Below are 20,665 nucleotides of genomic sequence, written 5' to 3'. Positions count from 1 at the left end.
GTTGGCGCAGGACGAAGCACGGGTGGCCGCCCCTCTACTTCGTCATTCCCGCGAAGGCGGGAATCCAGGTGGCCCCACGTCAGCCCGAAGCCTAGGTGCCGCGAACCGGGATTCAAGCTGCGGCGTTCAACCCGATCTGCTTGCGGCGGCTTAAGGGCCGCCTGGACTCCCGCCTGCGCGGGAGTGACGAACCAGGGTGCGAAGCGGCTCGGCTTACGGCAGGCGGAGCAACCCCTTGGCCCCGCACCGCACGGTGCCTTCCCGAGCCCGGCCCATCAAGGCGCGCAACGTGCTGGCGGAGCGCAGGCGGCGGCTTGCGCTGCCGCAGCGCACACACAGCGGAACGAGGAACTGACATGAGCAGCAAGGGCCGGCGCACGAGCGTGCTGGTGGGGCTGGTGGCGCTCACGGGCGTGGCGTTGGTGGTGGGCTTCGTGCTGTCGCTGTCCACCGGCGGCGGCGCGCAGGATCCGGACGGCTTCTACGAACGCCACTGGGGCCTGCTCTTCGGCGCCAACCTGGCCGTGCTCACGCTGCTGACGGTGACGATCCTGGTGGCCGCCGGGCGGCTGGCGCTGCGCGTGCGCCGCGGCAAGTTCGGCAGCCGGCTGCTGCTCAAGCTCGCGGGCATCTTCGCGCTGGTGGGCGTGGTGCCGGGGGCGCTGGTCTACACCGTGAGCTACCAGTTCGTCACGCGCAGCATCGAGATCTGGTTCGATGCGCGCGTGGAGAGCGCGCTCAACGCCGGCCTGGCGCTGGGACGCAGCACGTTGGACGCGCAGCAGGCCGACCTCGCGGCCAAGACGCAATTCGCCGCCGACCACCTTGCCGACACGCCCGGCGTGCCCATGGCGCTGGTGCTGGAGCGCGTGCGCGAGCAGCTCTCGGCGCAGACCGTGTCGCTGGTGGGCGCCTCCGGCCAGGTGCTGCTGAGCGCGGGCGGCAGCGCCCAGGCCATCGCGCCGGTGCGTCCCTCGCCGACGCTGCTGCGCCAGGCGCGTGGCGGGCGGGTGGCCAGCCACATCGAGGGCCTGGACGACGAGAACGCCGCCGCTGCCGGCGGGGCGCCGCCGGCGCTGGTGCGGGCGCTGGCGCCCGTGCCGCGCCCCGACATCACCCTGGCCGGCGAGGACCGCTACCTGCTGGCCGTGCGCGCGCTGCCGCCCAACCTCACGGCGCAGGCGCTGGCGGTGCAGGCCGCCTACCGCGAGTACCAGCAGCGCGCGCTGGCGCGCGAGGGCCTGCGGCGCATGTACATCGGCACGCTCACGCTGACGCTGATCCTGTCGGTGTTCGGGGCGGTGCTGCTGGCCGCGGCGCTGGGCCAGCAGCTCGCGCGGCCGCTGCTGCTGCTGGCCGAGGGCGTGCGCCAGGTGGCCGCGGGCGACCTGCGCGCCAAGCCGGTGTTCGCCTCGCGTGACGAGCTCGGCGGCCTCACGCGCTCCTTCGCCGACATGACCCAGCAGCTGGCCGAGGCGCGGGCGCAGGCGCACGCCAGCGTCACGCAATTGCAGCGGGCGCGCACGCACCTGCAAACCATCCTGGACAACATGACCGCCGGCGTGATCGTGTTCGACGAGCAGCGCCGCATCGACACCGTCAACCCCGGCGCCACGCGCATCCTCAAGGCCCCGTTGTACGCCTGGCGCGGCCGGCGGCTGGAGGAGGTGCCGGGGCTGGAGGAATTCGCGCAGACGCTGTGGCAGCGCTTCGAGCTGCTGGCCGAAAGCCCCGAAGCGGGCGAGCGTGGGCAGTGGCAGGACGCCTTCGAGCGCCGCGGCGACCCCGCCGCCGACCGGCCCGAGCAGCCCGATGTGCAGACGCTGCTGGTGCGCGGCGCCACGCTGCCGCAGGAGGCGCGTCTGGTGGTGTTCGACGACATCTCGGAGGTGGTGTCGGCGCAGCGCTCGGCGGCCTGGGCCGAGGTGGCGCGGCGCCTGGCGCACGAGATCAAGAACCCGCTCACGCCGATCCAGCTCTCGGCGGAGCGGCTGCAGCACCGGCTCGAAGCCAAGCTGGAGGGCAACGACCAGGCGCTGCTGGTGCGCGCGGTGGGCACCATCGTGACGCAGGTGCAAGCGATGAAGCAGCTGGTCAACGAGTTCCGCGACTACGCGCGGCTGCCCTCGGCGCGGCTGGCGCCGCTGGACCTCAACGCGCTGGTGGCGGAGGTGCTGGCCCTCTACGGCCACGCCATCGAGCAAGGCCGCCTGGTGGTGAACTGCGCGCCGGGGCTGCCGTGGATCCAGGGCGACGCCACGCAGCTGCGTCAGGTGGTGCACAACCTGCTGCAGAACGCGCTGGACGCGGTGGCCGACAAGCCCGATGGCCGCGTGCAGTTGCACACCGAGGTGCAGCCGGGCGAGCAAGGGCAGCCGCGCGGGGTGCGGCTGCGCATCCTGGACAACGGGCCGGGCTTTGCCGACAAGGTGCTCAAGCGCGCCTTCGAGCCCTACGTCACGACCAAGAGCAAGGGCACGGGGCTGGGGCTGGCGGTGGTCAAGAAAATCGCCGACGAGCACGGCGCGCGCGTGCGCATCGCCAACCGCAGCGGCGGCGAGGCGCCGGACGCCCCGGCGGCCGGGGCGCAAGTGACGCTATCATTTTCGAATCTCGCCGCTGCCCTCGCCGTGCCTGCCGCGGCCGCATCGGCTCCTCTCCCGCCGGCCGCCTGAAGGCCGAGCGCACCGAGCATCCATGGCGACCATCCTTGTTGTTGACGACGAACTGGGCATCCGCGCCCTGCTGTCGGAGATCCTGACGGACGAAGGGCACACGGTGGAGCTGGCCGAAAACGCCGCCCAGGCCCGTGGGTTCAGAGAGCGGATGCGTCCCGACCTCGTGCTGCTGGACATCTGGATGCCCGACGTGGACGGCATCACGCTGCTCAAGGAATGGGGCAGCAGCGGCCAGCTCAGCATGCCCGTGATCATGATGAGCGGCCACGGCACCATCGACACCGCCGTGGAGGCCACACGCTTTGGCGCGATGGCCTTCCTGGAAAAGCCCATCACGCTGCAGAAGCTGCTGCGCGCGGTGGAGCAGGGCCTGGCCAAGCCCACAGCCAACGCAGGCCCGGCCGTGGCGCCGGGCTTCAACGACGCCGCGGCCGACAGCACCAGCGTCGCCTTCGGGATACCGGCGCTGAACCACTTGGGCAACACGCTCAGCAGCGAGTTCAGCTTCGAGCTCGATCGCCCGCTGCGCGAGGCGCGCGACGCCTTCGAGAAGACCTACTTCGAGTTCCACCTGGCCAAGGAGAACGGCTCCATGACCCGCGTGGCCGAGAAGACCGGCCTGGAGCGCACGCACCTCTACCGCAAGCTCAAGCAGCTCGGCGTGGACCTCTCGCGCAACAAGCGCGGCGGGGCCTGACCGGGGTCCGGAGCGGCGTCAAAAACGATCCAGAAGCAGATTCATCAAAAAAGCTTGCAAACTTTCAGAAAGCACTGATAGAATGCGCAGCTTCACGGCCAAGTAGCTCAGTTGGTAGAGCAGCGGATTGAAAATCCGCGTGTCGGTGGTTCGATTCCGCCCTTGGCCACCAAGTCTTCAGCAAACGCCAGCCCTCACCGGCTGGCGTTTTGCTTTGTGGGCTCCGAAGCCTTCGGTTCGCGATACGCGTTGACCACAGCCGGGGCAAGGACGGCTTCGGCCAACATCGCGCCGGCTTCCACCACTTGGTTTCCTGCCGTCGAGCGGACAGCTCTCGCCCATCGCCCGCTTGCGGCGTCCCTCGCATGACTCTCCTCGACGGCCTGACCCTCTACCTGCGCATGGCGGCGCTGCTGCTGCCGGTGGTGGCCTGCGCATCGGTGGGCTCCTTCTGGGCCTGGAAGAAGAAACCCTTTCCGGGCGATTTCATCTCGGTGCTGGCCGCCAACTTCGCTACGCCGGCGCTGGTGTTTCACACGCTGCTGAGCACGCCGCTGTCCGGTCAGGCGCTGCTGCAGGCCGGGGCGGCGACGGTACTGGGCTTCGTGCTGGCCGCGGCCATGGCGGCGCTGGCGCTGCGGCTGCTGAAGTTGCCGGTGCTCGCGCTGCTGCCGGCGGCGGTGTTGCCCAACAGCGGCAACCTGGGGCTGCCGATGGCGCAGCTGGCCTTTGGCGAGGAGGGGCTGGCCATCGCGGTGGCAGCCTTCGCCATCACGTCGATGCTCCAGCACACGGTGGCGGTGTGGATCCTCTCGCGCTCATCGCCGCAGCGCACGCGCATGCCGCGCGGCGTGGTCTTCGCCGTGGCCGCGGCCGTGGTGCTGCGCTGGAGCGGTTTGTCCGTGCCGGCGCCGGTGCTGGAGAGCGCCCGCCTGGTGGGCTCGATGACGGTGCCGCTGATGCTGCTGAGCCTGGGCTACGCGCTGGTGACGGTGTCGCACGGCGGGCTGCGCCAGGGCGCGTGGCTGGGCTCCATCCGCTTGGCGGCAGGCACGATCTCGGGGTTGCTCGTAGGCCTGATCATGGGCCTGCCGCCCGTGGCTGCGGGCGTGATGCTGCTGCAGCTGGCGATGCCGGTGGCGGTGGCGAGCTACCTCTACGCCGACCGCCTCACCCCCCACGGCGAGATCGCCGCCGGCGGCGTGCTGGTTTCCACACTGGCGTTGCTGGTGCTGTCGCCGGGGCTGCTGTGGCTGGCGGGGGCCGTGAAGGGCTGAGCGCTCACCAGGCGGGCGGCGAGTGTCCCGGGCCACGCGTGCGCGCAGCCGCTGGCGGGGCTTCAGCCCTGGCTCTTGCCCACGAACTCGAAATGCTCCACCTGCGGCGGCTGCGCGAAGAACGGGCCGACGATGGCGCGCCAGGCGGTGAAGGACTCGGAGCCGCGGAAGTGCACGGTGTGGTCCTCCAGCGTGTCCCAGAAGATCTGCACCACGTAGCGCTCGGCCGACTCGATGCCCTTGTTCACCTTCCAGCCGCGGCAGCCGGGGAAAGGCCCGATCACGGTGGAAAGCCCGCGCTGCACCGCCTCGTCGAAGGCAGCCTGCTGGCCGGGATGGATGCGGATGTCAACCAGTTCGAGGATCACGAGAAGTCTCCGGTGGTGGGGGAACGGCAATGAAAAAACGGGCGCCGCAGGGGCGCCCGTCGCTATTGTGGCCGCTGGGCCGGGGCTCAGTCCTCCATCGGCAGCCCGACGTAGTTCTCCGCCAGCGCGCGCTGCGCGGCCTCGGAGCGGGTGAGGTAGTCCAGCTCCGCCTGCTGGATGCGCGCGCCGAAGGCCCCGTTCTCCGGCAGCTTGTGCATCAGCGTGGTGAACCACCAGCTGAAGCGCTCGGCCTTCCAGATGCGGCGCAGGCAGCGCTCCGAGTAGCTGGCTATGCCCGCCTCGGAGCCGCGGTAGAACTCGGCCAGGCCGCGTGCCAGGTAGCCCACGTCCGTGGCCGCCAGGTTCAGGCCCTTGGCGCCGGTGGGCGGCACGATGTGCGCGGCGTCGCCGGCCAGGAACAGCCGCCCGAAGCGCATGGGCTCGGCCACGAAGCTGCGCAGCGGGGCGATGCTCTTCTCGATCGAGGGCCCGGTGGTCACGTTGGCCGCCACGTGCGCCGGCAACCGGCGCTTGAGCTCGGCCCAGAAGGCCTCGTCGCTCCAGGCATCGGCGTGGTCCGCCAGCGAGCACTGCACGTAGTAGCGGCTGCGCGTCTTGCTGCGCATGCTGCACAGCGCGAAGCCCTGCTCGGAGCTGGCGTAGATCAGCTCGTGCGACACCGGCGGCACGTCGGCCAGGATGCCCAGCCAGCCGAACGGGTAGACCTTCTCGAAGTTCGTGATCGCGTCGGCCGGCACGCTGGCGCGGCACACGCCGTGGAAGCCGTCGCAGCCGGCGATGAAGTCGGCCTGCACCTCCACCGGCTGCCCGTCGGTGCCGGTGAAGCGCACGCAGGGCTTGTTGCCGTCGAAGTCGTGGATGCTCACGCCCTGCGACTCGTAGAAGGTCCGCAGCCCGGCGGCGGCGCGGGCCTGCATCAGGTCGCGCGTGACCTCGGTCTGGCCGTAGACCATCACGCGCTTGCCGGTGAGGGCGTGCAGGTCGATGTGGTGGATGCGGTCGCCGAAGGAGATCTCGAAGCCGTCGTGCGGCAGCCCCTCGGCGTGCATGCGCTCACCCACGCCGGCCTCGTCGAGCAGATCCACCGTCACCTGCTCCAGCACGCCGGCGCGGATGCGGCCCAGCACGTAGTCGGCGCTGCGCTGCTCGATGATCACAGCGTCCACGCCGGCCTTGTGCAGCAGCGCGCCCAGCAGCAGGCCCGAGGGGCCGGCGCCGACGATGGCGACCTGGGTGCGGATCGTTGGGATGCTCATGATCTGGTTTCCTTCAGTCTGTCCGGGAGGAAAGGCGCGGGCAGGAACGGCCGCCGCGCGGGGGTCAAAGAATCTGGCGCAAATGCGCCTGTGCCTGGCGCAGGGGCGGCAATGCCGCCTCCTGGAGTTCGTCCATTTCCATGCGCGAGGCATGGACGCTGACGTTGAGCGCGGCCACCGTCTCGCCGCGGAAATTCAGCAGCGGCACCGACACCGTGCGCAGCCCCGGCTCGAACTCCTGGTCCACCGCCGCATGGCCGCGCTCGCGCACCTGCTCGATCTCGGCGGCCAGGCGCTGCGGGTCGGTCAGGGTCTGGGGCGTGCGCGGCTGCAGCGCCTGCTGCGCGATCCACTCCTGTACGGCCTCCTGTGGCCACGCGGCCAACAGCACGCGGCCATTGGCGGTGCACCAGGCCGGCACGCGGGTGCCGGGCTGCAGGGTGCTGGAGATCGCGCGCCCGGCACTGGTGGCGGCCACGCACAGCACGTCGCTGCCGTCGAGCACGCCGGCCGAGGAGGCTTCCTTGAGCTCGCGCGAGAGCTTCATCAGCTCGGGCTGCACGATGCGCGGCAGCCTCGCCGAGTGCATGTAGCTCTGCGACAGCCGCAGCACCTTGGCGGTGAGGGCAAAGAGCTTGCGGTCCTGGCTGGCGAAGCCGAGGTGGCACAGCGTCAGCAGGTAGCGCCGCGCCGCGGCACGCGTGAGGCCGGTGCGCGCCGCCACCTCGCTGATGGTCAGCCGCGGACGCTCCTGGTCGAATGCCTCGATCACCTGCAGCCCCTTGTCCAGCCCGGCCACCAGGTCCCGCTGTCGCACGGGCGCGCCCTGCGGCTCGACCGTCTCGTCGGGCGCGCTGGATGCGGCGGCGGTGGTGGCGGGGGACCGGCGGGCGGCCATGGCTTGTCTCCAGGGGCTTCACCGGGTTGCGTGGCCCGGTGTCGAACACGTTTCAGTACGCGGAATGTAGGCATTCCGCCCCCCACTGTCGTCAGGGCACAGGCGGGTTTGTGCGCTATGCGCACATGCCTTATGTCAAGCGATGGCACAAAAAAGCGGCCGTCCGCATCGGGACGGCCGCCTTGGGACGGGAAAGAGGCGGGGCTCAGGCAGCCAGTTGCATCGGCGAGGGCGTCCCGGGCGCCTGGCCGTCGCTGGCCGGGTCGGCGTAGACGCTGCCGAAGCGGTTGGCGAGGAAATCGTCCAGCGCGATCTGCTCCTGGCGGATGAAACCCTTCTGCGGCAGGCGACCCTGCGCCAGCAGGTCCAGCACCGCACTGGCGCTGCCGGCGGTGGTGATCTGGATGGCGCTGCGCGGCTCGCTGCCGGTCCAGCGGCCCAGCACCCGGCGCGAGAGGCTGTGCTGCGTCAGCCGGCCGTCGCGCCAGCCGGTAGCGGTGACGAAGATCACCACCACGTCCTGGTCGGTAGCGGGAATGGCGTGCTCGAAGATTTCCTTGAGCAGCGCCGGGCGCTCGCGCAGCCGCAGGTCGTTGAGCAGCGCCTTCATGAGCTGGCCGTGGCCGGGGTAGCGGATGCTGCGGTAGTTGAGCTCGCGCACGCGGCCCTCGAAGCTCTCGCACAGCGTGCCCAGGCCGCCGGAGGTGTTGAAGGCCTCGTAGCGCACGCCATCCAGGCTGAACTGCTCCAGCCCTTCCAGCGCCGCCACCTCGGCGCGGTGGCCCTCGACGATGGCCTCGCAGGGCTGGATGTACTCGTTGATCAGACCCTCGGTGCTCCAGGTCAGGTTGTAGTCCAGCGCGTTGCTGGGGTAGAGCGGCAGGGCGCCCACGCGCAGGCGCAGGCTTTCCAGGCGTTCGAAGCGCCGCGCCAGGTCGGCCGCGGCAATGGAGACGAAGCCCGGCGCCAAGCCGCATTGCGGAATGAAGGCGGTGCCGGCGTCCGCGGCGAGCGCCTTGATGCGGCGTGTGGCCGCCACATCCTCGGTCAGGTCCAGGTAGTGCACGCCCTGCGCGCGCGCGGCCTCGGCCACCGTGGCGGCGCAGTCAAAGGGAAAGGCGTTGAGCACCGCGAAGCGGCTCTGCAGCGCCGCCGCCAGCGCCGCGGGATCGGCGGCGTCCACCTGCAGCGTGTGCCGGCGCAGCGAGGCCGGGCCGAAGTCCTGCAGCGCGCCGGGGCTGCGGTCGGCCAGCGTCACGCGGTAATCGCCCGAATCGGCCAGCAACTGCGCCGCGACCTTGCCGACACGGCCGGCACCCAGTACCAGAACGTCCTTCATCGCGCGTCCTCCTTGACGGGTCATGCGGGACATGGTGGCCGCTTGCGCTGCAGCAGGCAGCCCACAAGGCGACGAAATGCTGACGGCTTTTCGGCGTTTTGCCGTATAGATTCGGCGCATGGCCGAGCTCGACGACACCGACCGCGCACTGCTGGCGCTACTGCGCGAGAACGCCCGTGCCAGCACCACCGAGCTGGGGCGGCGGCTGGGGCTGTCGCGCACCACGGTGCAGAGCCGGCTGCAGCGTCTGGAGCGCCGCCGCGTGGTGGCGGGTTACACGGTGGTGGTGAACGAGGAGGCCGAAGGCCCGCTGGTGCAGGCGCACGTGCTGATCACGGCCGCGCCGAAGCAGGGCGGCGCCATCGAGGCGGCACTGCGCCGCGTGCCGCAGCTGCGGCTGCTGCACTCGGTGAGCGGTCCCTTCGACTTCATCGCCGTGCTCTCGGCCGCTTCCATCGGCGAGCTTGACGCGCTCATTGACCGCATCGGCGCGCTGCAGGGCGTGGAGCGAACCATGTCGGCCATCGTCCTGTCCACGCGCATTCAGCGTTGATCGCCGCCAAGCTTAAGTCTGGGCCACCGCAGCCGACAAAGACGACATAGCTGAAAACGCCCAGCGGCTGGCGCGCATGCCGCGCGACGGCTGTCGGCGTGCTGAACCTGATGTCGTCTTTTCAAACCATCGACGTCCGCGACCTGCGGCCGGGCATGTACGTCCAGCTCGATCTGAGCTGGATCTCGCACCCGTTTCCGCGAGGCAGCTTCGTCATCAGCAGCGAGGCACAGATCGACACCATCCGCGGCCTGGGCCTGCAGCGTGTGCGTTGGGACCCGCTGCGCAGCGTGCTGCAGCGCCCTGCGGCCTCTGCCGCCGCCGTGGGCAGCGATCCAGACGAGACCGAGGACGCGGCCGCGGAGCCCGTGCCGGAGAGCGTGGCCCCAGCGGTGCCAGAGGCGGAAGCTGTGTTCACGACTGAGGCCGAAGCCAAAACCGGCAACGCGGCCGATGCCGCCACGGCCGCCCTGAGTGCCGAGCAGGAGATGGCACGGCACCAGCGGCGTCAGTTGCTGGCGGCACAGCGTGCGGCCCAGCAACAGTGCGAGCGCTGCTACGGCGACGCCATCCGCGGCCTGCGCGAGGCCAGCGAGCTGTTGCGCGCGGGGGAGCCCGTGGAAGCGCGAGAGCGTACCGAGGTGCTCACCAGCGAGCTGCTGCAGCGCATGCTGGGCGACCCCGAGAGCTGCATCCGGCTGCTCACCGAGGGTGCAGGCGACCGCAGCTCGGCGCATGCGCTCAACGTGACCGTGATCTCGCTGCTGCTGGGACGGCTGCTGAACCTGCCCGAGTCCGAGCTGCAGGTGCTGGGGCTGGGCGCGCTGCTGCACGACGTCGGCAAGGTGTACCTGCCCGAGCGCGTGCGCACGCTCGACGAGCAGTTCACCGCGGCCGAGCTCAAGCTCTATCGCGAGCATGTGGCGCTGGGCGTGCTGCACGGGCGCCGCATGGGGCTGAGTGCGCAAGTGATGCTGGTGATCGGCCAGCACCACGAGCTGGCCGACGGCAGCGGTTTCCCGCAGCAGCTGGAGCTGGCGCGGCTGACCCAGGCCGCGCGCATCGTCGGTCTCGTCAACCGCTACGACAACCTGTGCAACCCGCCGCTGCCGGCCAATGCGCTCACACCGCACGAGGCGCTGTCGCTGCTGTACACGCAAGGCCAGACCAAGTACGACCAAATGCTGGTGAGCGCCTTCGTGCGCATGATGGGCGTGTACCCGCCGGGCTCGGTAGTGCAGCTCACCGACGAGCGCTACGCGCTGGTGAGCGGCGTCAACGCCGCGCGCCCGCTCAAGCCGCGGGTGCTGGTGTTCGACCCGAGCGTGCCGCGCGACGAGGCGACGGTGCTGGACCTGGAGCATGCGCCGGGGCTGGGCATCCGGCGCAGCCTCAAGCCGGCGCTGCTGCCGCGCGAGGTGCAGCAGTACCTCTGTCCGCACCAGCGCGTGGCCTAGTTCTTCGATGCGGGCCCGGCGCCGCTGGTGCCGGAGTGGCGTGCATGAAGGCACGCGGTCCGCTGCCGTGCAGCCCGACCCGGGACGTGGCCGCTCCGGGCAGGCCGGGCGTGGCCGCGGCGCCTGACGCGCCGGCCCAGGTGCCGGCCGTGGCCTCGCAGCGGACGGCGGCCGAGGCGCTGGCGCTGCTGGCCGGCGCCGCCGGCGAGGAAGACGAGAGCGTGGGCCTGCTGGCGGCCTGGACGCTGCTGATCGAAAACCTCAACGAGGCGGTGTGGCTGGTGCAGGCCGACACGCAGCGGGTGTGCGCCGTCAACGAGGCGGCGCTGCAGCTGCTGGGGCTGCAGCGCGCGCAGGTGCTGGGCGCCGGCGCCGGCACGCTGCTGCCCACGCCGGAGGACTTCGCCTTCTGGGTCGAGGCTGCCGCCGAGCCGCCGGCGTCCGCCACCGAACTGTGCTCGCAGACGCTGCTGCAGCGCGCCGATGGCACCACGCTCTACCTCACGCGGCGCATCCGCCCGCTGCCGCCGCGGCTGTACATGGTGGCGCTGCAGGACCACAGCGCGCAGCGCCAGGCCGAGCAGGAGCGCGAGCAACTGCTAGCGCAGCTGCGCGCCACGCTGGAGTCCACCGCCGACGGCATCCTCGTCACCGACCTGGCCGGGCGCATCCGCAGCTTCAACCGCCGCTTCGCGCAGATCTGGGCGCTGCCCGAGACGCTGCTGCACGACGGCAACGACGCCGCCGTCTACGACTGGATGCGCCGCAGCGTCATCGATCCGGTGCGCTACCAGCAGCGGCTGGACGCGGTGCGCGAGGCGGTACTGATGCAGGCCAGCGACCTGTTGCGGCTGCGCTCGGGCCAGGTGATTGAGCGCGTGACGCTGCCGCAGTGGGTCAACGGCCGCCCCATCGGGCGGGTGTATTCCTTCCGTGACCTGAGCGAGCGCATCGCCGCCGACCAGCGCATCGAGCGCCTGGCCAGCACCGACGCGCTCACCGGGCTGGCCAACCGCGCCCAGTTCGCTGACGCGGTGGCGCGCGCCGCCGCCGATGCGCTGCCCGGCGGCGAGCACTTCGCCGTGCTGGTGCTGGACCTGGACCACTTCAAGCACGTCAACGACAGCCTGGGCCACCAGGGCGGCGACCGCGTGCTGTGCGAGATGCGCGACCGGCTGCAGCAGTGCGTGCCCGAGGGCGACGTGGTGGCGCGGCTGGGCGGTGACCAGTTCGCGCTGCTGGTGCGCGGCTGCGACAGGCACGGCGCGGAGCTGGCCGCGGCCCGCGCGCTGGAGGCGGTGGCGCGGCCGCTCACGCTCGACAGTTCGGAGTTCACGCTCACCTGCAGCATCGGCATTGCCGTGCATCCCATCGACGGTGCCTGCGCCGACGACCTGCTGCGCCATGCCGAGAACGCCATGCAGCGCACCAAGGCCGGAGGCCGCGCGGGCTACCGACTGCACCTGCCGGTGCAGCAGCCGCTGGATGCGCGCTCGCGCATCCGTCTGGACCACGCCATGCGGCTGGCGCTGGCGAGCAAGCGCTTTCGCCTGGCCTACCAGCCGCAGCACGACCTGGACAGCGGGCGGCTCATGGGCGTGGAAGCGCTCATCCGCTGGCACGACCCCGAGCGAGGCTGCGACATCCCGCCCACCGAGTTCATCCCCGTGGCCGAGACCAGCGGCTTCATCGTGGCTATCGGCGAGTGGGTGCTGACGCAGGCGGTGAGCCAGGCGGCCCACTGGCTGAGCCAGGGCTGGGAGGTGCCCGTGGCGGTCAACGTCTCGGCGCTGCAGTTCCAGCAACCTTATTTCGTGGACCAGGTGCAGGCGGCGCTGGAGGCGGCGTCGCTGCCGCCGCGGCTGCTGGCGCTGGAACTCACCGAGAGCATCCTGCTGCATGACGCGGAGGAGACGCTGTCGCGGCTGCAGGCGCTGGCTGCGCTGGGCGTGCGGCTGGCGGTGGACGACTTCGGCACCGGCTATTCCAGCCTGGCCTACCTGAAGCGCTTTCCCATCGACAAGCTCAAGATCGACCGCGGCTTCGTGCGCGGGCTGCCCGGCGACGAGAGCGATGCCGCCATCGTGCGCGCCATCGTGCAGATGGCGCGGGCACTGGAGCTCAACGTCATCGCCGAGGGCGTGGAGACCGAGGCGCAGCGCGAGTTCCTGGCGCGCGCGGGTTGCCACGAGGGGCAGGGTTACCTGTGGGCCCCGGCGCTGGAGCCGGAGCTGCTGCAACAGCGGCTCATCGGCTGAGGCGGCCGGCCGCCGGCGCGGCCGGCACCCCCGGGGTTTGCGAGGATGAGCACTGTGGTCCGGCCCCAACGGGGGCGGGCTCGTTTCACCCGTGCGCGGGTGGTATGGCATGGCGTGCACATTGCAGCGCCCGGCGCTTTCTCCCAGGATGGAATTCACCCTCCACGAATTTCCTCTGCGCGCCATGACGACGATCGAAGCCCTGGTTGAACGCAAGATTTCCGCGTTGGAGCCACCGCTGGCTGTGACCTTGCCCGGCGGGCGGCGGCTGGGTCCGCTGCAGGCGGCCGTGACGCTGGTGCTGCAGGACCTGCGCACGCTGGCCGACCTGGCCACAGGCCAGATCGGGCGCGTGGCGGAGGACTACGTCGAGCGCCGCCTGGACATCGGCGGCGCGCCGCGCGACGTGATGCAGCTGGCGGTGCAGCTCATCGGCGGCGATCCCACGCGGCGCAAGTCGCGCTCACCGCTGCACGCCTGGCGTGAACTGCTGGATGCGGGCCGGGCGCTGGCGTCGCGCCACACGCCCGCGGCTGACGCGCGCCAGGTGCAGTTCCACTACGACGTCTCGGACGACTTCTACGCGCTGTGGCTGGACCCGCGCCGGGTTTACTCCTGCGCCTACTTCCGCGACGACGGCATGACGCTGGCGCAGGCGCAGGAGGCCAAGCTCGACCACATCTGCCGCAAGCTCATGCTGCGCGAGGGCGAGCGCTTCCTGGACATCGGCGCAGGCTGGGGCGGCTTGCTGCTCTGGGCGGCCGAGCACTACGGCGTGCGCGCCCACGGCATCACGCTGTCGAAGAACCAGCACGCGCACGTCAACCGGCTGATCGAGGAGCGCGGGCTGCGCGGGCGCGTGCGCATGGAACTGCTGGACTACCGCGCGCTGCCGGAGGACGAGCCCTTCGACAAGATCGCCTCGGTGGGCATGTTCGAGCACGTGGGGCGCGCCAACCTGCCCGTGTACTTCGCCAAGATCCAGCGCCTGCTCAAGCCCGGCGGGCTGCTGATGAACCATGGCATCACCGCCGGCGGCACGCGCAACCGCCAGCTCGGCGCGGGCATCGGCGACTTCATCGGCCGCTACATCTTCCCTGGCGGCGAGCTGCTGCACGTGTCGCACGTGCTGCGCGAGATGGCCGACGCGGGGCTGGAGATGGTGGATACCGAGAACCTGCGCCCGCACTACGCGCGCACGCTGTGGGCCTGGTCCGACGCGCTGGAGGCACGGCGCGGGCAGGCGGAGCAGTTGGCCGGCGAGCGCGTGGTGCGCGCCTACCGGCTGTACCTGGCCGGCAGCGCGGCGAGCTTCGAGCAGGGCTGGTTGTCGCTGCACCAGATGCTGGCCAGCCGGCCCAGCGGCGACGTCTGCGCCGGGTCAATGCGCGGCGCACAATCCGGCTATCCCTTCAACCGCGACTACATGGCCAAGCGATGATCTACAAGTTCAAGTCCAAGGCGACGGGCGACGTGGTGATGCTGGGCGTCAACGGGGACCATCTGCTGCGGATCATGGGCCGCGAACCCGCTGCCCAGGGCATCTTCGAGGTGGAGGACATGCCCCGGCTGCGCCAGCTGCTGGAGCAGGCCGTTGCGGCGGAGGAGGCCGCGCGCGCGCAGGCCGAGGCGGAGGCCGCGGCCGAAGGACAGCAACTGCCCCCGCGCGAGACCGTCAGCCTGCGCCAGCGCGTGTGGCCGCTGGTGGAAATGATGAAGCGCGCCCAGGCGGCGGGTTACCCGATCGTCTGGGGCGTGTAGCCCCGGCAGCCGCGCTGCGCCGGGCCCGCACCGGCGGCAGCCTGGCGCGTGGCCGCGGACGTCCTGCGGGCCGGCTCGGGGTCGCTGGGCGCGTGGTGCCTGCATGTTCCCCCCTGCATCGAAAAACGAGGAGAAGCGTCATGAAACTCTGGAGCGACAGCTGGACCGACGGCGCGCGCATTCCCGAGCGCTACGCCGCCGGGCGCATCGACAGCGAGGGCGTCGGCTTTGCCGGCAACCTCAACCCGCACCTGGCCTGGAGCGACGTGCCCGCGGGCACCTGCTCGCTGGCGCTGATCTGCCACGATCCGGACGTGCCCAGCCGCGGCGACGACGTCAACCAGCCCGATCGCGAAGTGCCCGCCGAGCTGCCGCGCGTGGACTTCTTCCACTGGGTGCTGGTGGACCTACCGCCCACGCTCACCGCAATCGGTGAAGGCCAGTTCAGCCAGGGTTTCACCGCCCGCGGCAAGCCCGGGCCGGCGGCGCCGCACGGCGCGCGCCAGGGACTGAACGACTACACCGGCTGGTTCGCGGGCGACGCGCAAATGGCCGGCAACTATTTCGGCTATGACGGCCCCTTCCCGCCCTTCAACGACGCGCTGGTGCACCATTACGTGTTCACCCTCTATGCACTGTCGGTGCCGCGGCTGTCGGTGGAAGGCGCCTTCACCGGCGCGCAGGCGCGCGCGGCGCTGGCCGCCCACGTGCTGGCCGAAGCCCGTTTCAGCGGCACCTACACCCTCAACCGCCGGCTGCTGGCGCAGCCCTGAGCGCCGCCGCGCAGCCCGCGCTGCAAAGGAAACTCTCCTGGAACCTACCCGCATCATTGCCATCCGCCACGGCGAAACCGACTGGAACGCCGATACGCGTATCCAGGGCCATACCGACATCCCGCTCAACGCCAACGGGCGCTGGCAGGCCCAGTGCCTGGCGCAGGCGCTGGCCGACGAGCCGCTGCACGCCGTCTATGCCAGCGACCTGGGGCGGGCCGTCGAAACCGCCACGCCCTTCGCGCAGGCCGTCGGGCTGCCGGTGCAGCCCGAGCCGGGGCTGCGCGAGCGGCTGTTCGGCCGCTTCGAGGGATTGCGCTTCGACGAGATCGAGCAGCGCTGGCCCGAGGAAAGCCTGCGCTGGCGGCGGCGCGATCCCGACTTCGGCCCCGAGGGCGGGGAAACGCTGCGCGAGTTCTACGAGCGCTGCGTGACCTCGGCGGCACGGCTGGCGGCACGCCACCCGGGGCAGTCGATCGCGCTGGTCTCGCATGGTGGCGTGCTCGATTGCCTCTACCGTGCCGCCACGCGGCTGGAGCTGCAGGCGCCGCGCACCTGGCAGGTCGGCAATGCCACGCTCAACCGCCTGCTGCACACGCCGCAGGGCTTCATGCTCGTGGGCTGGAGTGACGACGCGCACCTGGCGCGTCCGGCGCTGGACGAGCTGTCCTGAGCGCCACGGCCACCGCCGCGGCCCGCGGCGGTGGGCTCCGGGTCGGGGGCGCAACGTCTGCACCGCTGTGAGCCAGGCTCACCCGAAGTTCTACTGACGCACGCCTGGGGGTCCGCAGGCCTCGTGCCATAGCCGTCGCGTCGATCGCGCGCACACACTGCGGTGATGGCGCACGCAAACGCAACCCAAGGACCCGCCGGCGCGGGCTTCACGCTGGTGGAGGCCATGGTGGCCCTGGCCATCGCCGCGGTGGTGGCCGCCATGGCCTATCCCTCCTACATGGCGCAGGTGCGCAAGAGCCGCCGCACCGATGCGGTGGTGGCGCTGATGCAGGTGGAGCAGGCGCAGGAGCGCTGGCGCGGCGCCCATCCCGGCTACGCGGCGGAGCTGGCCGCGCCACCGCCGCAGGGGCTGGGTCTGAGCGATGCCAGCGCGGACGGCTACTACACCCTCACGCTGTCCGATGCCGGCGCCGCCGGCTATGCCGTCACGGCCGTCGCCGTGGCGGGCCGTAGCCAGGCCGGCGACACCGGCTGCACCACGCTGGCGGTCACGGTGCGCCACGGCAGCGCGGTGCGCACGCCGTCGGATTGCTGGAGCCGCTGAAGCTTGCGCGCCGCACCACGTGGCGCCCCGTAGCGACTGACTTGCGGCAGACCACCGCAGTCCGTGCGCACTTGCCATCACCTTGATGGGGGAACTCGCTTCCCTCTTCAGTGTGATTTCGCACGCAACGTGGAAGTGCACTGCACCGCCGGGTGTGGAAAGCATCACATATGCCCCCAGGTTTTTGACAGGGTTTCCCCCAACAGGACATTCCCGCGGTTTGGTGCTGACGTTGATGACAGGTGAGCAGCGAGTGCGGACCATCCGGTTCCGTCTATTGAATTGCATTCAGCCAGTTGAACAACCCCGCCGTCATCGCCAACCGCGCGCGCCGTGCCGCCGCTCGTCCCGCGGCTTTGGGCTCGGGTGACGCAGCGTTGCCGCATGCGCCACTGGTGCCGGCCGTTGCACGGGCACTCACGTTGCTGGAACGCATCGCGCAGTCGCGCACGCCGTTGACACTGGCGCGGCTGGCGGCGGAGCTGGGCTATCCCAAGAGCAGCGTGCATGGGCTGTGCAACACGCTGCTGAACTTCGGTTACCTGCGCCGCCAGCCCGACGGTGCCTTCCTCATCGGTGCCCGCGTGATGGGGCTGGCCGAGGCCTTCGTGGCCGGGACGCAGGTGACGGACGAGTTCAACGCGCTGTGGAAAGCCGCGGCCGGCGGCGCGCACGACGAGACCATCATCCTCTCGGTGCTCGACGGCACCGAGGTGGTGTACGTGGCGGCGCGTCCCGGACGGCGTCCGCTGGGGCTGGCCTTCAACGTGGGCATGAGGTTGCCGGCGCATCTGGCCGCCACGGGCAAGGCGATGCTGGCGCACCAGAGCCCGGAGCGGCTGGCGCAGCTCTTCACGGCGGACCCGCTGCCGCGCATGTCGGGCAAGGGGCCGCTCACGCGCGCGGCGCTCAAGCGCGAGCTGCGTGCCACGCGCGAGCGCGGCTACAGCATCGACGACGAAGGCGTGCGCGAGGGCGTGTACTGCATGGGCGCGGCGGTGTTCGACGCCTCGGGCCAGGCCGTGGCCGGCGTGGGCGTGTGCATCAACAAGAGCATGCTCGGCACCGATGCCAGTGCTCGGCACCTGGAAGTGGTGCTGGGCACGGCGCGCGAGCTCACGCAGCGGCTGGGTGGCTCGGTGCCGCCGGCTCGCCCGGACATCGACAAGCAAGGAGTCGGCGCATGAGCGGCGAATACATCCTGGAAACCCAGGACCTCACCCGTGAGTTCAAGGGCTTTGTCGCGGTCAACAAGGTCAACCTGCGCGTGCGTCGCGGCACGATCCACGCGCTGATCGGCCCCAATGGCGCAGGCAAGACCACCTGTTTCAACCTGCTCACCAAGTTCCTGCAGCCCAGCTCGGGCCGCATTTTCTTCGAGGGCGAGGACATCACCCGCGAGGCGCCGGCGCAGGTGGCACGCCGCGGCGTGATCCGCTCCTTCCAGATCTCGGCCGTGTTCCCGCACCTCACGGTGCTGGAGAACGTGCGCGTGGCGCTGCAGCGCAGGAAGCTGGGGCCTTCGTTCCAGTTCTGGCGCTCCGAGCGCTCGCTCAATGTGCTCAACGAGCGCGCGATGGAGCTGCTGCACGCGGTGGACCTGCAGCGCTATGCCGAGCTGCCGGCGGTGGAGCTGAGCTACGGGCGCAAGCGCTCGCTGGAGATCGCCACCACGCTGGCGATGGAGCCGCGGCTGATGCTGCTGGACGAGCCCACGCAGGGCATGGGCATCGAGGACGTGGACCGCATCCGACAGCTCATCAAGAAGGTGGCTGCCGACCGCACGGTGCTGATGGTGGAGCACAACATGAGCGTGGTCTCCAGCATCGCCGACACCATCACGGTGCTGCAGCGCGGTGCCGTGCTGGCCGAGGGGCCGTACGCGCAGGTCTCGGCCAACCCGGCGGTGGTGGAGGCCTACATGGGCAGCGCCAACGTCGAACTGCAGGGAGCGCACTGATGGAACGCACCGACGTGGTCACCCCGCCGCCGCCCGCGGGCATGCAGCCCGCCACCACGGCCCCTGTGGCCGCCACCGCGCCCGGTGGCACGCGCCGGCGCTTCTTGGAGCTGCGCGACCTGCACGCCTGGTACGGCGAGTCGCACGTGCTGCACGGCGTGGACTTCACGGTCGACGAGGGCGAAGTGGTGACGCTGCTGGGGCGCAACGGCGCCGGGCGCACCACCACGCTGCGCGCCATCATGGGCCTCACGGGCAGCCGCAAGGGCTCGATCAAGGTCCACGGCACCGAGAGCATTTCCTTGCCCACGCACCGTATCGCGCGGCTGGGCGTGGGCTACTGCCCCGAGGAGCGCGGCATCTTCTCCAGCCTCTCCACCCAGGAGAACCTGATGCTGCCGCCCGTGCTGGCCAAGGGCGGCATGAGCGTGGAGCAGATCTACACCATGTTCCCCAACCTGCGCGAGCGTGCTTCGAGCCAGGGCACGCGGCTGTCGGGCGGCGAGCAGCAGATGCTGGCGGTGGCGCGCATCCTGCGCACCGGTGCACGGCTGCTGCTGCTCGACGAAATCTCCGAGGGCCTGGCGCCGGTGATCGTGCAGAAGCTGGCCGAGATGGTGCTGGCGCTGCGCCGCCAGGGCTACACCATCGTGATGGTGGAGCAGAACTTCCGCTTCGCCGCCCCGCTGGCGGACCGATTCCTCGTGATGGAGCACGGTCGCGTGATCGAGGAATTTACCCAGGCCCAGCTGCCGCAGCACAGCCAGAAGCTGCGGGAGTACCTGGGCGTTTGAAGATCTGAAGTACCCCCCCACAGGAGACCTGAAATGGAACTCAAGACCCTCGCTGCCGGCTGTGCCGTTGCGTTTGCATCCATCGGCACGGCACATGCCCAGTTCTCGGGCGACGTGATCCGCATCGGCTTCATCACCGACATGGGCGGCCTGTATTCCGACATCGACGGCCAGGGCGGCGCCGAGGCCATCCGCATGGCCATTGCCGACATGGGCGGCAACGTCAACGGCAAGAAGATCGAGCTGCTCACCGCCGACCACCAGAACAAGGCCGACGTTGCCGCCGCCAAGGCGCGCGAATGGTTCGACACGCAGGGCATGGACATGCTCATCGGCGGCACCAACTCCGGCACCAGCCTGGCCATGGCCAAGGTGGCGGCCGAGAAGAAGAAGCCCTTCATCGCCGTGGGCGCGGGTACCTCGGCGCTGACCAACGAGCAGTGCTCGCCCTACACGATCCACTGGGCCTATGACACGGTGGCCCTGGCCAAGGGTACCGGCGGCGCGGTGGTGCGCGCCGGCGGCAAGAGCTGGTACTTCCTCACCGCCGATTACGCCTTCGGCCAGTCGCTGCAGAACGACACCGCCAACGTCGTCAAGGCCTCGGGCGGCAGCGTGGCCGGGTCGGTCAAGCACCCGCTCTCGGCCAGCGACTTCTCCAGCTTCCTGCTGCAGGCGCAGTCGAGCAAGGCGCAGATCCTGGGCCTGGCCAATGCCGGCGGCGACACCATCAACGCCATCAAGGCGGCCAACGAGTTCGGTGTCACCAAGTCGATGAAGCTCGCCGGGCTGCTGATGTTCATCAACGACGTGCACTCGCTGGGCCTGAAGAACACGCAGGGCATGTACCTCACCGACAGCTGGTACTGGAACCGCGACGCCGAAAGCCGTGCCTGGGGCCGCAAGTTCTTCGACAAGGTCAAGCGCATGCCCTCGTCGCTGCAGGCCGCCGACTACTCGGTGGCGCTGAACTACCTGCAGGCGGTCAAGGCCATCGGCACCGATGACGGCGACAAGGTGATGGCCCAGCTCAAGAAGACCAAGGTCAACGACGTCTTTGCCAAGAACGGCTACGTGCGCGATGACGGCCGCATGGTGCACGACATGTACCTCATGCAGGTCAAGACGCCGGCGCAGTCCACCGAGCCCTGGGACTACTACAACGTCGTGGAGACCATCAAGGGCGATGCGGCCTTCACGACCAAGGCCGAGAGCAAGTGCGCGCTGTGGAAGCAGTGACGCCCTGAGCTCCAGCGCGACGCGCCCCGTCCAGGGCAAAGGCTGAGGACGGCGCGT

At 70.5% G+C, this 20,665-nt stretch carries 19 protein-coding genes and 1 tRNA gene; 16 read left to right on the top strand and 4 right to left on the bottom strand.

Annotated features, from left to right (window positions below):
• Nucleotides 1-356 precede the first annotated feature (356 nt).
• The 4 genes from Q0741_RS17820 (at nucleotide 357) to Q0741_RS17805 (ending at nucleotide 4,652) form a co-directional block, all read left to right on the top strand.
• The gene (locus Q0741_RS17820) at nucleotides 357-2,675 is read left to right on the top strand and encodes an ATP-binding protein (protein ID WP_298234533.1); all 2,319 of its coding nucleotides are present in this window, start codon (nucleotides 357-359) and stop codon (nucleotides 2,673-2,675) included.
• Between the two features lie 22 nt (nucleotides 2,676-2,697).
• The gene (locus tag Q0741_RS17815; RefSeq protein WP_298234532.1) at nucleotides 2,698-3,375 is read left to right on the top strand and encodes a response regulator; all 678 of its coding nucleotides are present in this window, start codon (nucleotides 2,698-2,700) and stop codon (nucleotides 3,373-3,375) included.
• Between the two features lie 96 nt (nucleotides 3,376-3,471).
• Nucleotides 3,472-3,547, top strand: a tRNA-Phe gene (locus Q0741_RS17810).
• A gap of 193 nt (nucleotides 3,548-3,740) precedes the next feature.
• Nucleotides 3,741-4,652 carry an AEC family transporter gene (locus Q0741_RS17805; protein ID WP_298234531.1) on the top strand — a complete coding sequence of 304 codons (912 nt, stop codon included), beginning with the start codon at nucleotides 3,741-3,743 and terminating at the stop codon, nucleotides 4,650-4,652.
• Nucleotides 4,653-4,714: 62 nt separating this feature from the next.
• Here the strand turns inward: Q0741_RS17805 and Q0741_RS17800 are convergent, their stop codons facing one another.
• The 4 genes from Q0741_RS17800 to Q0741_RS17785 form a co-directional block, all read right to left on the bottom strand.
• Nucleotides 4,715-5,020: an antibiotic biosynthesis monooxygenase gene (locus Q0741_RS17800; RefSeq protein WP_298234530.1), complete on the bottom strand. Its 306-nt coding sequence runs from the start codon at nucleotides 5,018-5,020 to the stop codon at nucleotides 4,715-4,717.
• An 86-nt stretch (nucleotides 5,021-5,106) separates the two neighbouring features.
• Nucleotides 5,107-6,282 (bottom strand): 4-hydroxybenzoate 3-monooxygenase, encoded by a 1,176-nt coding sequence (pobA, locus tag Q0741_RS17795; protein WP_298234577.1) that lies wholly within the window; start codon nucleotides 6,280-6,282, stop codon nucleotides 5,107-5,109.
• A gap of 79 nt (nucleotides 6,283-6,361) precedes the next feature.
• On the bottom strand, nucleotides 6,362-7,195 hold the full coding sequence (locus Q0741_RS17790; protein WP_298234529.1) for an IclR family transcriptional regulator C-terminal domain-containing protein: 834 nt from the start codon (nucleotides 7,193-7,195) through the stop codon (nucleotides 6,362-6,364).
• A gap of 205 nt (nucleotides 7,196-7,400) precedes the next feature.
• On the bottom strand, nucleotides 7,401-8,534 hold the full coding sequence (locus Q0741_RS17785) for a saccharopine dehydrogenase NADP-binding domain-containing protein (RefSeq protein WP_298234528.1): 1,134 nt from the start codon (nucleotides 8,532-8,534) through the stop codon (nucleotides 7,401-7,403).
• Between the two features lie 118 nt (nucleotides 8,535-8,652).
• Between Q0741_RS17785 and Q0741_RS17780 the strand changes: the two genes are divergently transcribed.
• From Q0741_RS17780 to Q0741_RS17725, 12 genes are all read left to right on the top strand, one after another.
• Nucleotides 8,653-9,087 (top strand): Lrp/AsnC family transcriptional regulator, encoded by a 435-nt coding sequence (locus Q0741_RS17780; protein ID WP_298234527.1) that lies wholly within the window; start codon nucleotides 8,653-8,655, stop codon nucleotides 9,085-9,087.
• 110 nt (nucleotides 9,088-9,197) lie between these two features.
• The gene (locus Q0741_RS17775; protein WP_298234526.1) at nucleotides 9,198-10,544 is read left to right on the top strand and encodes an HD-GYP domain-containing protein; all 1,347 of its coding nucleotides are present in this window, start codon (nucleotides 9,198-9,200) and stop codon (nucleotides 10,542-10,544) included.
• A 44-nt stretch (nucleotides 10,545-10,588) separates the two neighbouring features.
• Nucleotides 10,589-12,802, top strand: coding sequence for a bifunctional diguanylate cyclase/phosphodiesterase (locus tag Q0741_RS17770; RefSeq protein ID WP_298234525.1), 2,214 nt, complete (start codon nucleotides 10,589-10,591; stop codon nucleotides 12,800-12,802).
• Between the two features lie 184 nt (nucleotides 12,803-12,986).
• Nucleotides 12,987-14,243, top strand: coding sequence for a class I SAM-dependent methyltransferase (locus Q0741_RS17765; RefSeq protein WP_298234524.1), 1,257 nt, complete (start codon nucleotides 12,987-12,989; stop codon nucleotides 14,241-14,243).
• A complete protein-coding gene (locus Q0741_RS17760; RefSeq protein WP_298234523.1) occupies nucleotides 14,240-14,563 on the top strand; it encodes a DUF1840 domain-containing protein in 324 nt (107 codons plus the stop codon). Before Q0741_RS17765 ends, Q0741_RS17760 begins: the two co-directional genes overlap by 4 nt.
• Nucleotides 14,564-14,703: 140 nt before the next feature.
• On the top strand, nucleotides 14,704-15,336 hold the full coding sequence (locus Q0741_RS17755) for a YbhB/YbcL family Raf kinase inhibitor-like protein (RefSeq protein WP_298234522.1): 633 nt from the start codon (nucleotides 14,704-14,706) through the stop codon (nucleotides 15,334-15,336).
• Between the two features lie 37 nt (nucleotides 15,337-15,373).
• On the top strand, nucleotides 15,374-16,009 hold the full coding sequence (locus Q0741_RS17750; protein ID WP_298234576.1) for a histidine phosphatase family protein: 636 nt from the start codon (nucleotides 15,374-15,376) through the stop codon (nucleotides 16,007-16,009).
• 165 nt (nucleotides 16,010-16,174) lie between these two features.
• Nucleotides 16,175-16,615: a type IV pilin protein gene (locus Q0741_RS17745; protein WP_298234521.1), complete on the top strand. Its 441-nt coding sequence runs from the start codon at nucleotides 16,175-16,177 to the stop codon at nucleotides 16,613-16,615.
• Between the two features lie 296 nt (nucleotides 16,616-16,911).
• Nucleotides 16,912-17,802 carry an IclR family transcriptional regulator gene (locus tag Q0741_RS17740; RefSeq protein WP_298234520.1) on the top strand — a complete coding sequence of 297 codons (891 nt, stop codon included), beginning with the start codon at nucleotides 16,912-16,914 and terminating at the stop codon, nucleotides 17,800-17,802.
• On the top strand, nucleotides 17,799-18,575 hold the full coding sequence (locus Q0741_RS17735) for an ABC transporter ATP-binding protein (protein ID WP_298234519.1): 777 nt from the start codon (nucleotides 17,799-17,801) through the stop codon (nucleotides 18,573-18,575). The genes Q0741_RS17740 and Q0741_RS17735 overlap by 4 nt, the downstream gene beginning before the upstream one ends.
• Before the next feature lie 41 nt (nucleotides 18,576-18,616).
• Nucleotides 18,617-19,369, top strand: a complete 753-nt coding sequence (locus Q0741_RS17730) for an ABC transporter ATP-binding protein (RefSeq protein WP_298234575.1) — start codon at nucleotides 18,617-18,619, stop codon at nucleotides 19,367-19,369.
• A 33-nt stretch (nucleotides 19,370-19,402) separates the two neighbouring features.
• A complete protein-coding gene (locus Q0741_RS17725) occupies nucleotides 19,403-20,608 on the top strand; it encodes an ABC transporter substrate-binding protein (RefSeq protein WP_298234518.1) in 1,206 nt (401 codons plus the stop codon).
• Nucleotides 20,609-20,665 lie beyond the last annotated feature (57 nt).

Origin of the sequence: uncultured Azohydromonas sp. (assembly GCF_937926365.1) — a bacterium.
In the GTDB taxonomy this organism is placed as follows: Bacteria; Pseudomonadota; Gammaproteobacteria; order Burkholderiales; family Burkholderiaceae_C; genus Azohydromonas.
This window is presented reverse-complemented; position numbering and strand designations above follow the sequence as displayed.

Excerpts from the sequence above, each read along its gene's own strand:
- Q0741_RS17775 (WP_298234526.1), top strand. The coding sequence starts at position 9,198 with ATGTCGTCTTTTCAAACCATCGACGTCCGCGACCTGCGGCCGGGCATG.
- Q0741_RS17730 (WP_298234575.1), top strand. The coding sequence starts at position 18,617 with ATGCAGCCCGCCACCACGGCCCCTGTGGCCGCCACCGCGCCCGGTGGC.
- Q0741_RS17805 (WP_298234531.1), top strand. The coding sequence starts at position 3,741 with ATGACTCTCCTCGACGGCCTGACCCTCTACCTGCGCATGGCGGCGCTG.
- Q0741_RS17815 (WP_298234532.1), top strand. The coding sequence starts at position 2,698 with ATGGCGACCATCCTTGTTGTTGACGACGAACTGGGCATCCGCGCCCTG.
- Q0741_RS17820 (WP_298234533.1), top strand. The coding sequence starts at position 357 with ATGAGCAGCAAGGGCCGGCGCACGAGCGTGCTGGTGGGGCTGGTGGCG.
- Q0741_RS17785 (WP_298234528.1), bottom strand. The coding sequence starts at position 8,534 with ATGAAGGACGTTCTGGTACTGGGTGCCGGCCGTGTCGGCAAGGTCGCG.
- Q0741_RS17735 (WP_298234519.1), top strand. The coding sequence starts at position 17,799 with ATGAGCGGCGAATACATCCTGGAAACCCAGGACCTCACCCGTGAGTTC.
- Q0741_RS17725 (WP_298234518.1), top strand. The coding sequence starts at position 19,403 with ATGGAACTCAAGACCCTCGCTGCCGGCTGTGCCGTTGCGTTTGCATCC.
- Q0741_RS17765 (WP_298234524.1), top strand. The coding sequence starts at position 12,987 with ATGACGACGATCGAAGCCCTGGTTGAACGCAAGATTTCCGCGTTGGAG.
- Q0741_RS17760 (WP_298234523.1), top strand. The coding sequence starts at position 14,240 with ATGATCTACAAGTTCAAGTCCAAGGCGACGGGCGACGTGGTGATGCTG.
- Q0741_RS17780 (WP_298234527.1), top strand. The coding sequence starts at position 8,653 with ATGGCCGAGCTCGACGACACCGACCGCGCACTGCTGGCGCTACTGCGC.
- Q0741_RS17755 (WP_298234522.1), top strand. The coding sequence starts at position 14,704 with ATGAAACTCTGGAGCGACAGCTGGACCGACGGCGCGCGCATTCCCGAG.
- Q0741_RS17745 (WP_298234521.1), top strand. The coding sequence starts at position 16,175 with ATGGCGCACGCAAACGCAACCCAAGGACCCGCCGGCGCGGGCTTCACG.
- Q0741_RS17790 (WP_298234529.1), bottom strand. The coding sequence starts at position 7,195 with ATGGCCGCCCGCCGGTCCCCCGCCACCACCGCCGCCGCATCCAGCGCG.
- Q0741_RS17770 (WP_298234525.1), top strand. The coding sequence starts at position 10,589 with ATGAAGGCACGCGGTCCGCTGCCGTGCAGCCCGACCCGGGACGTGGCC.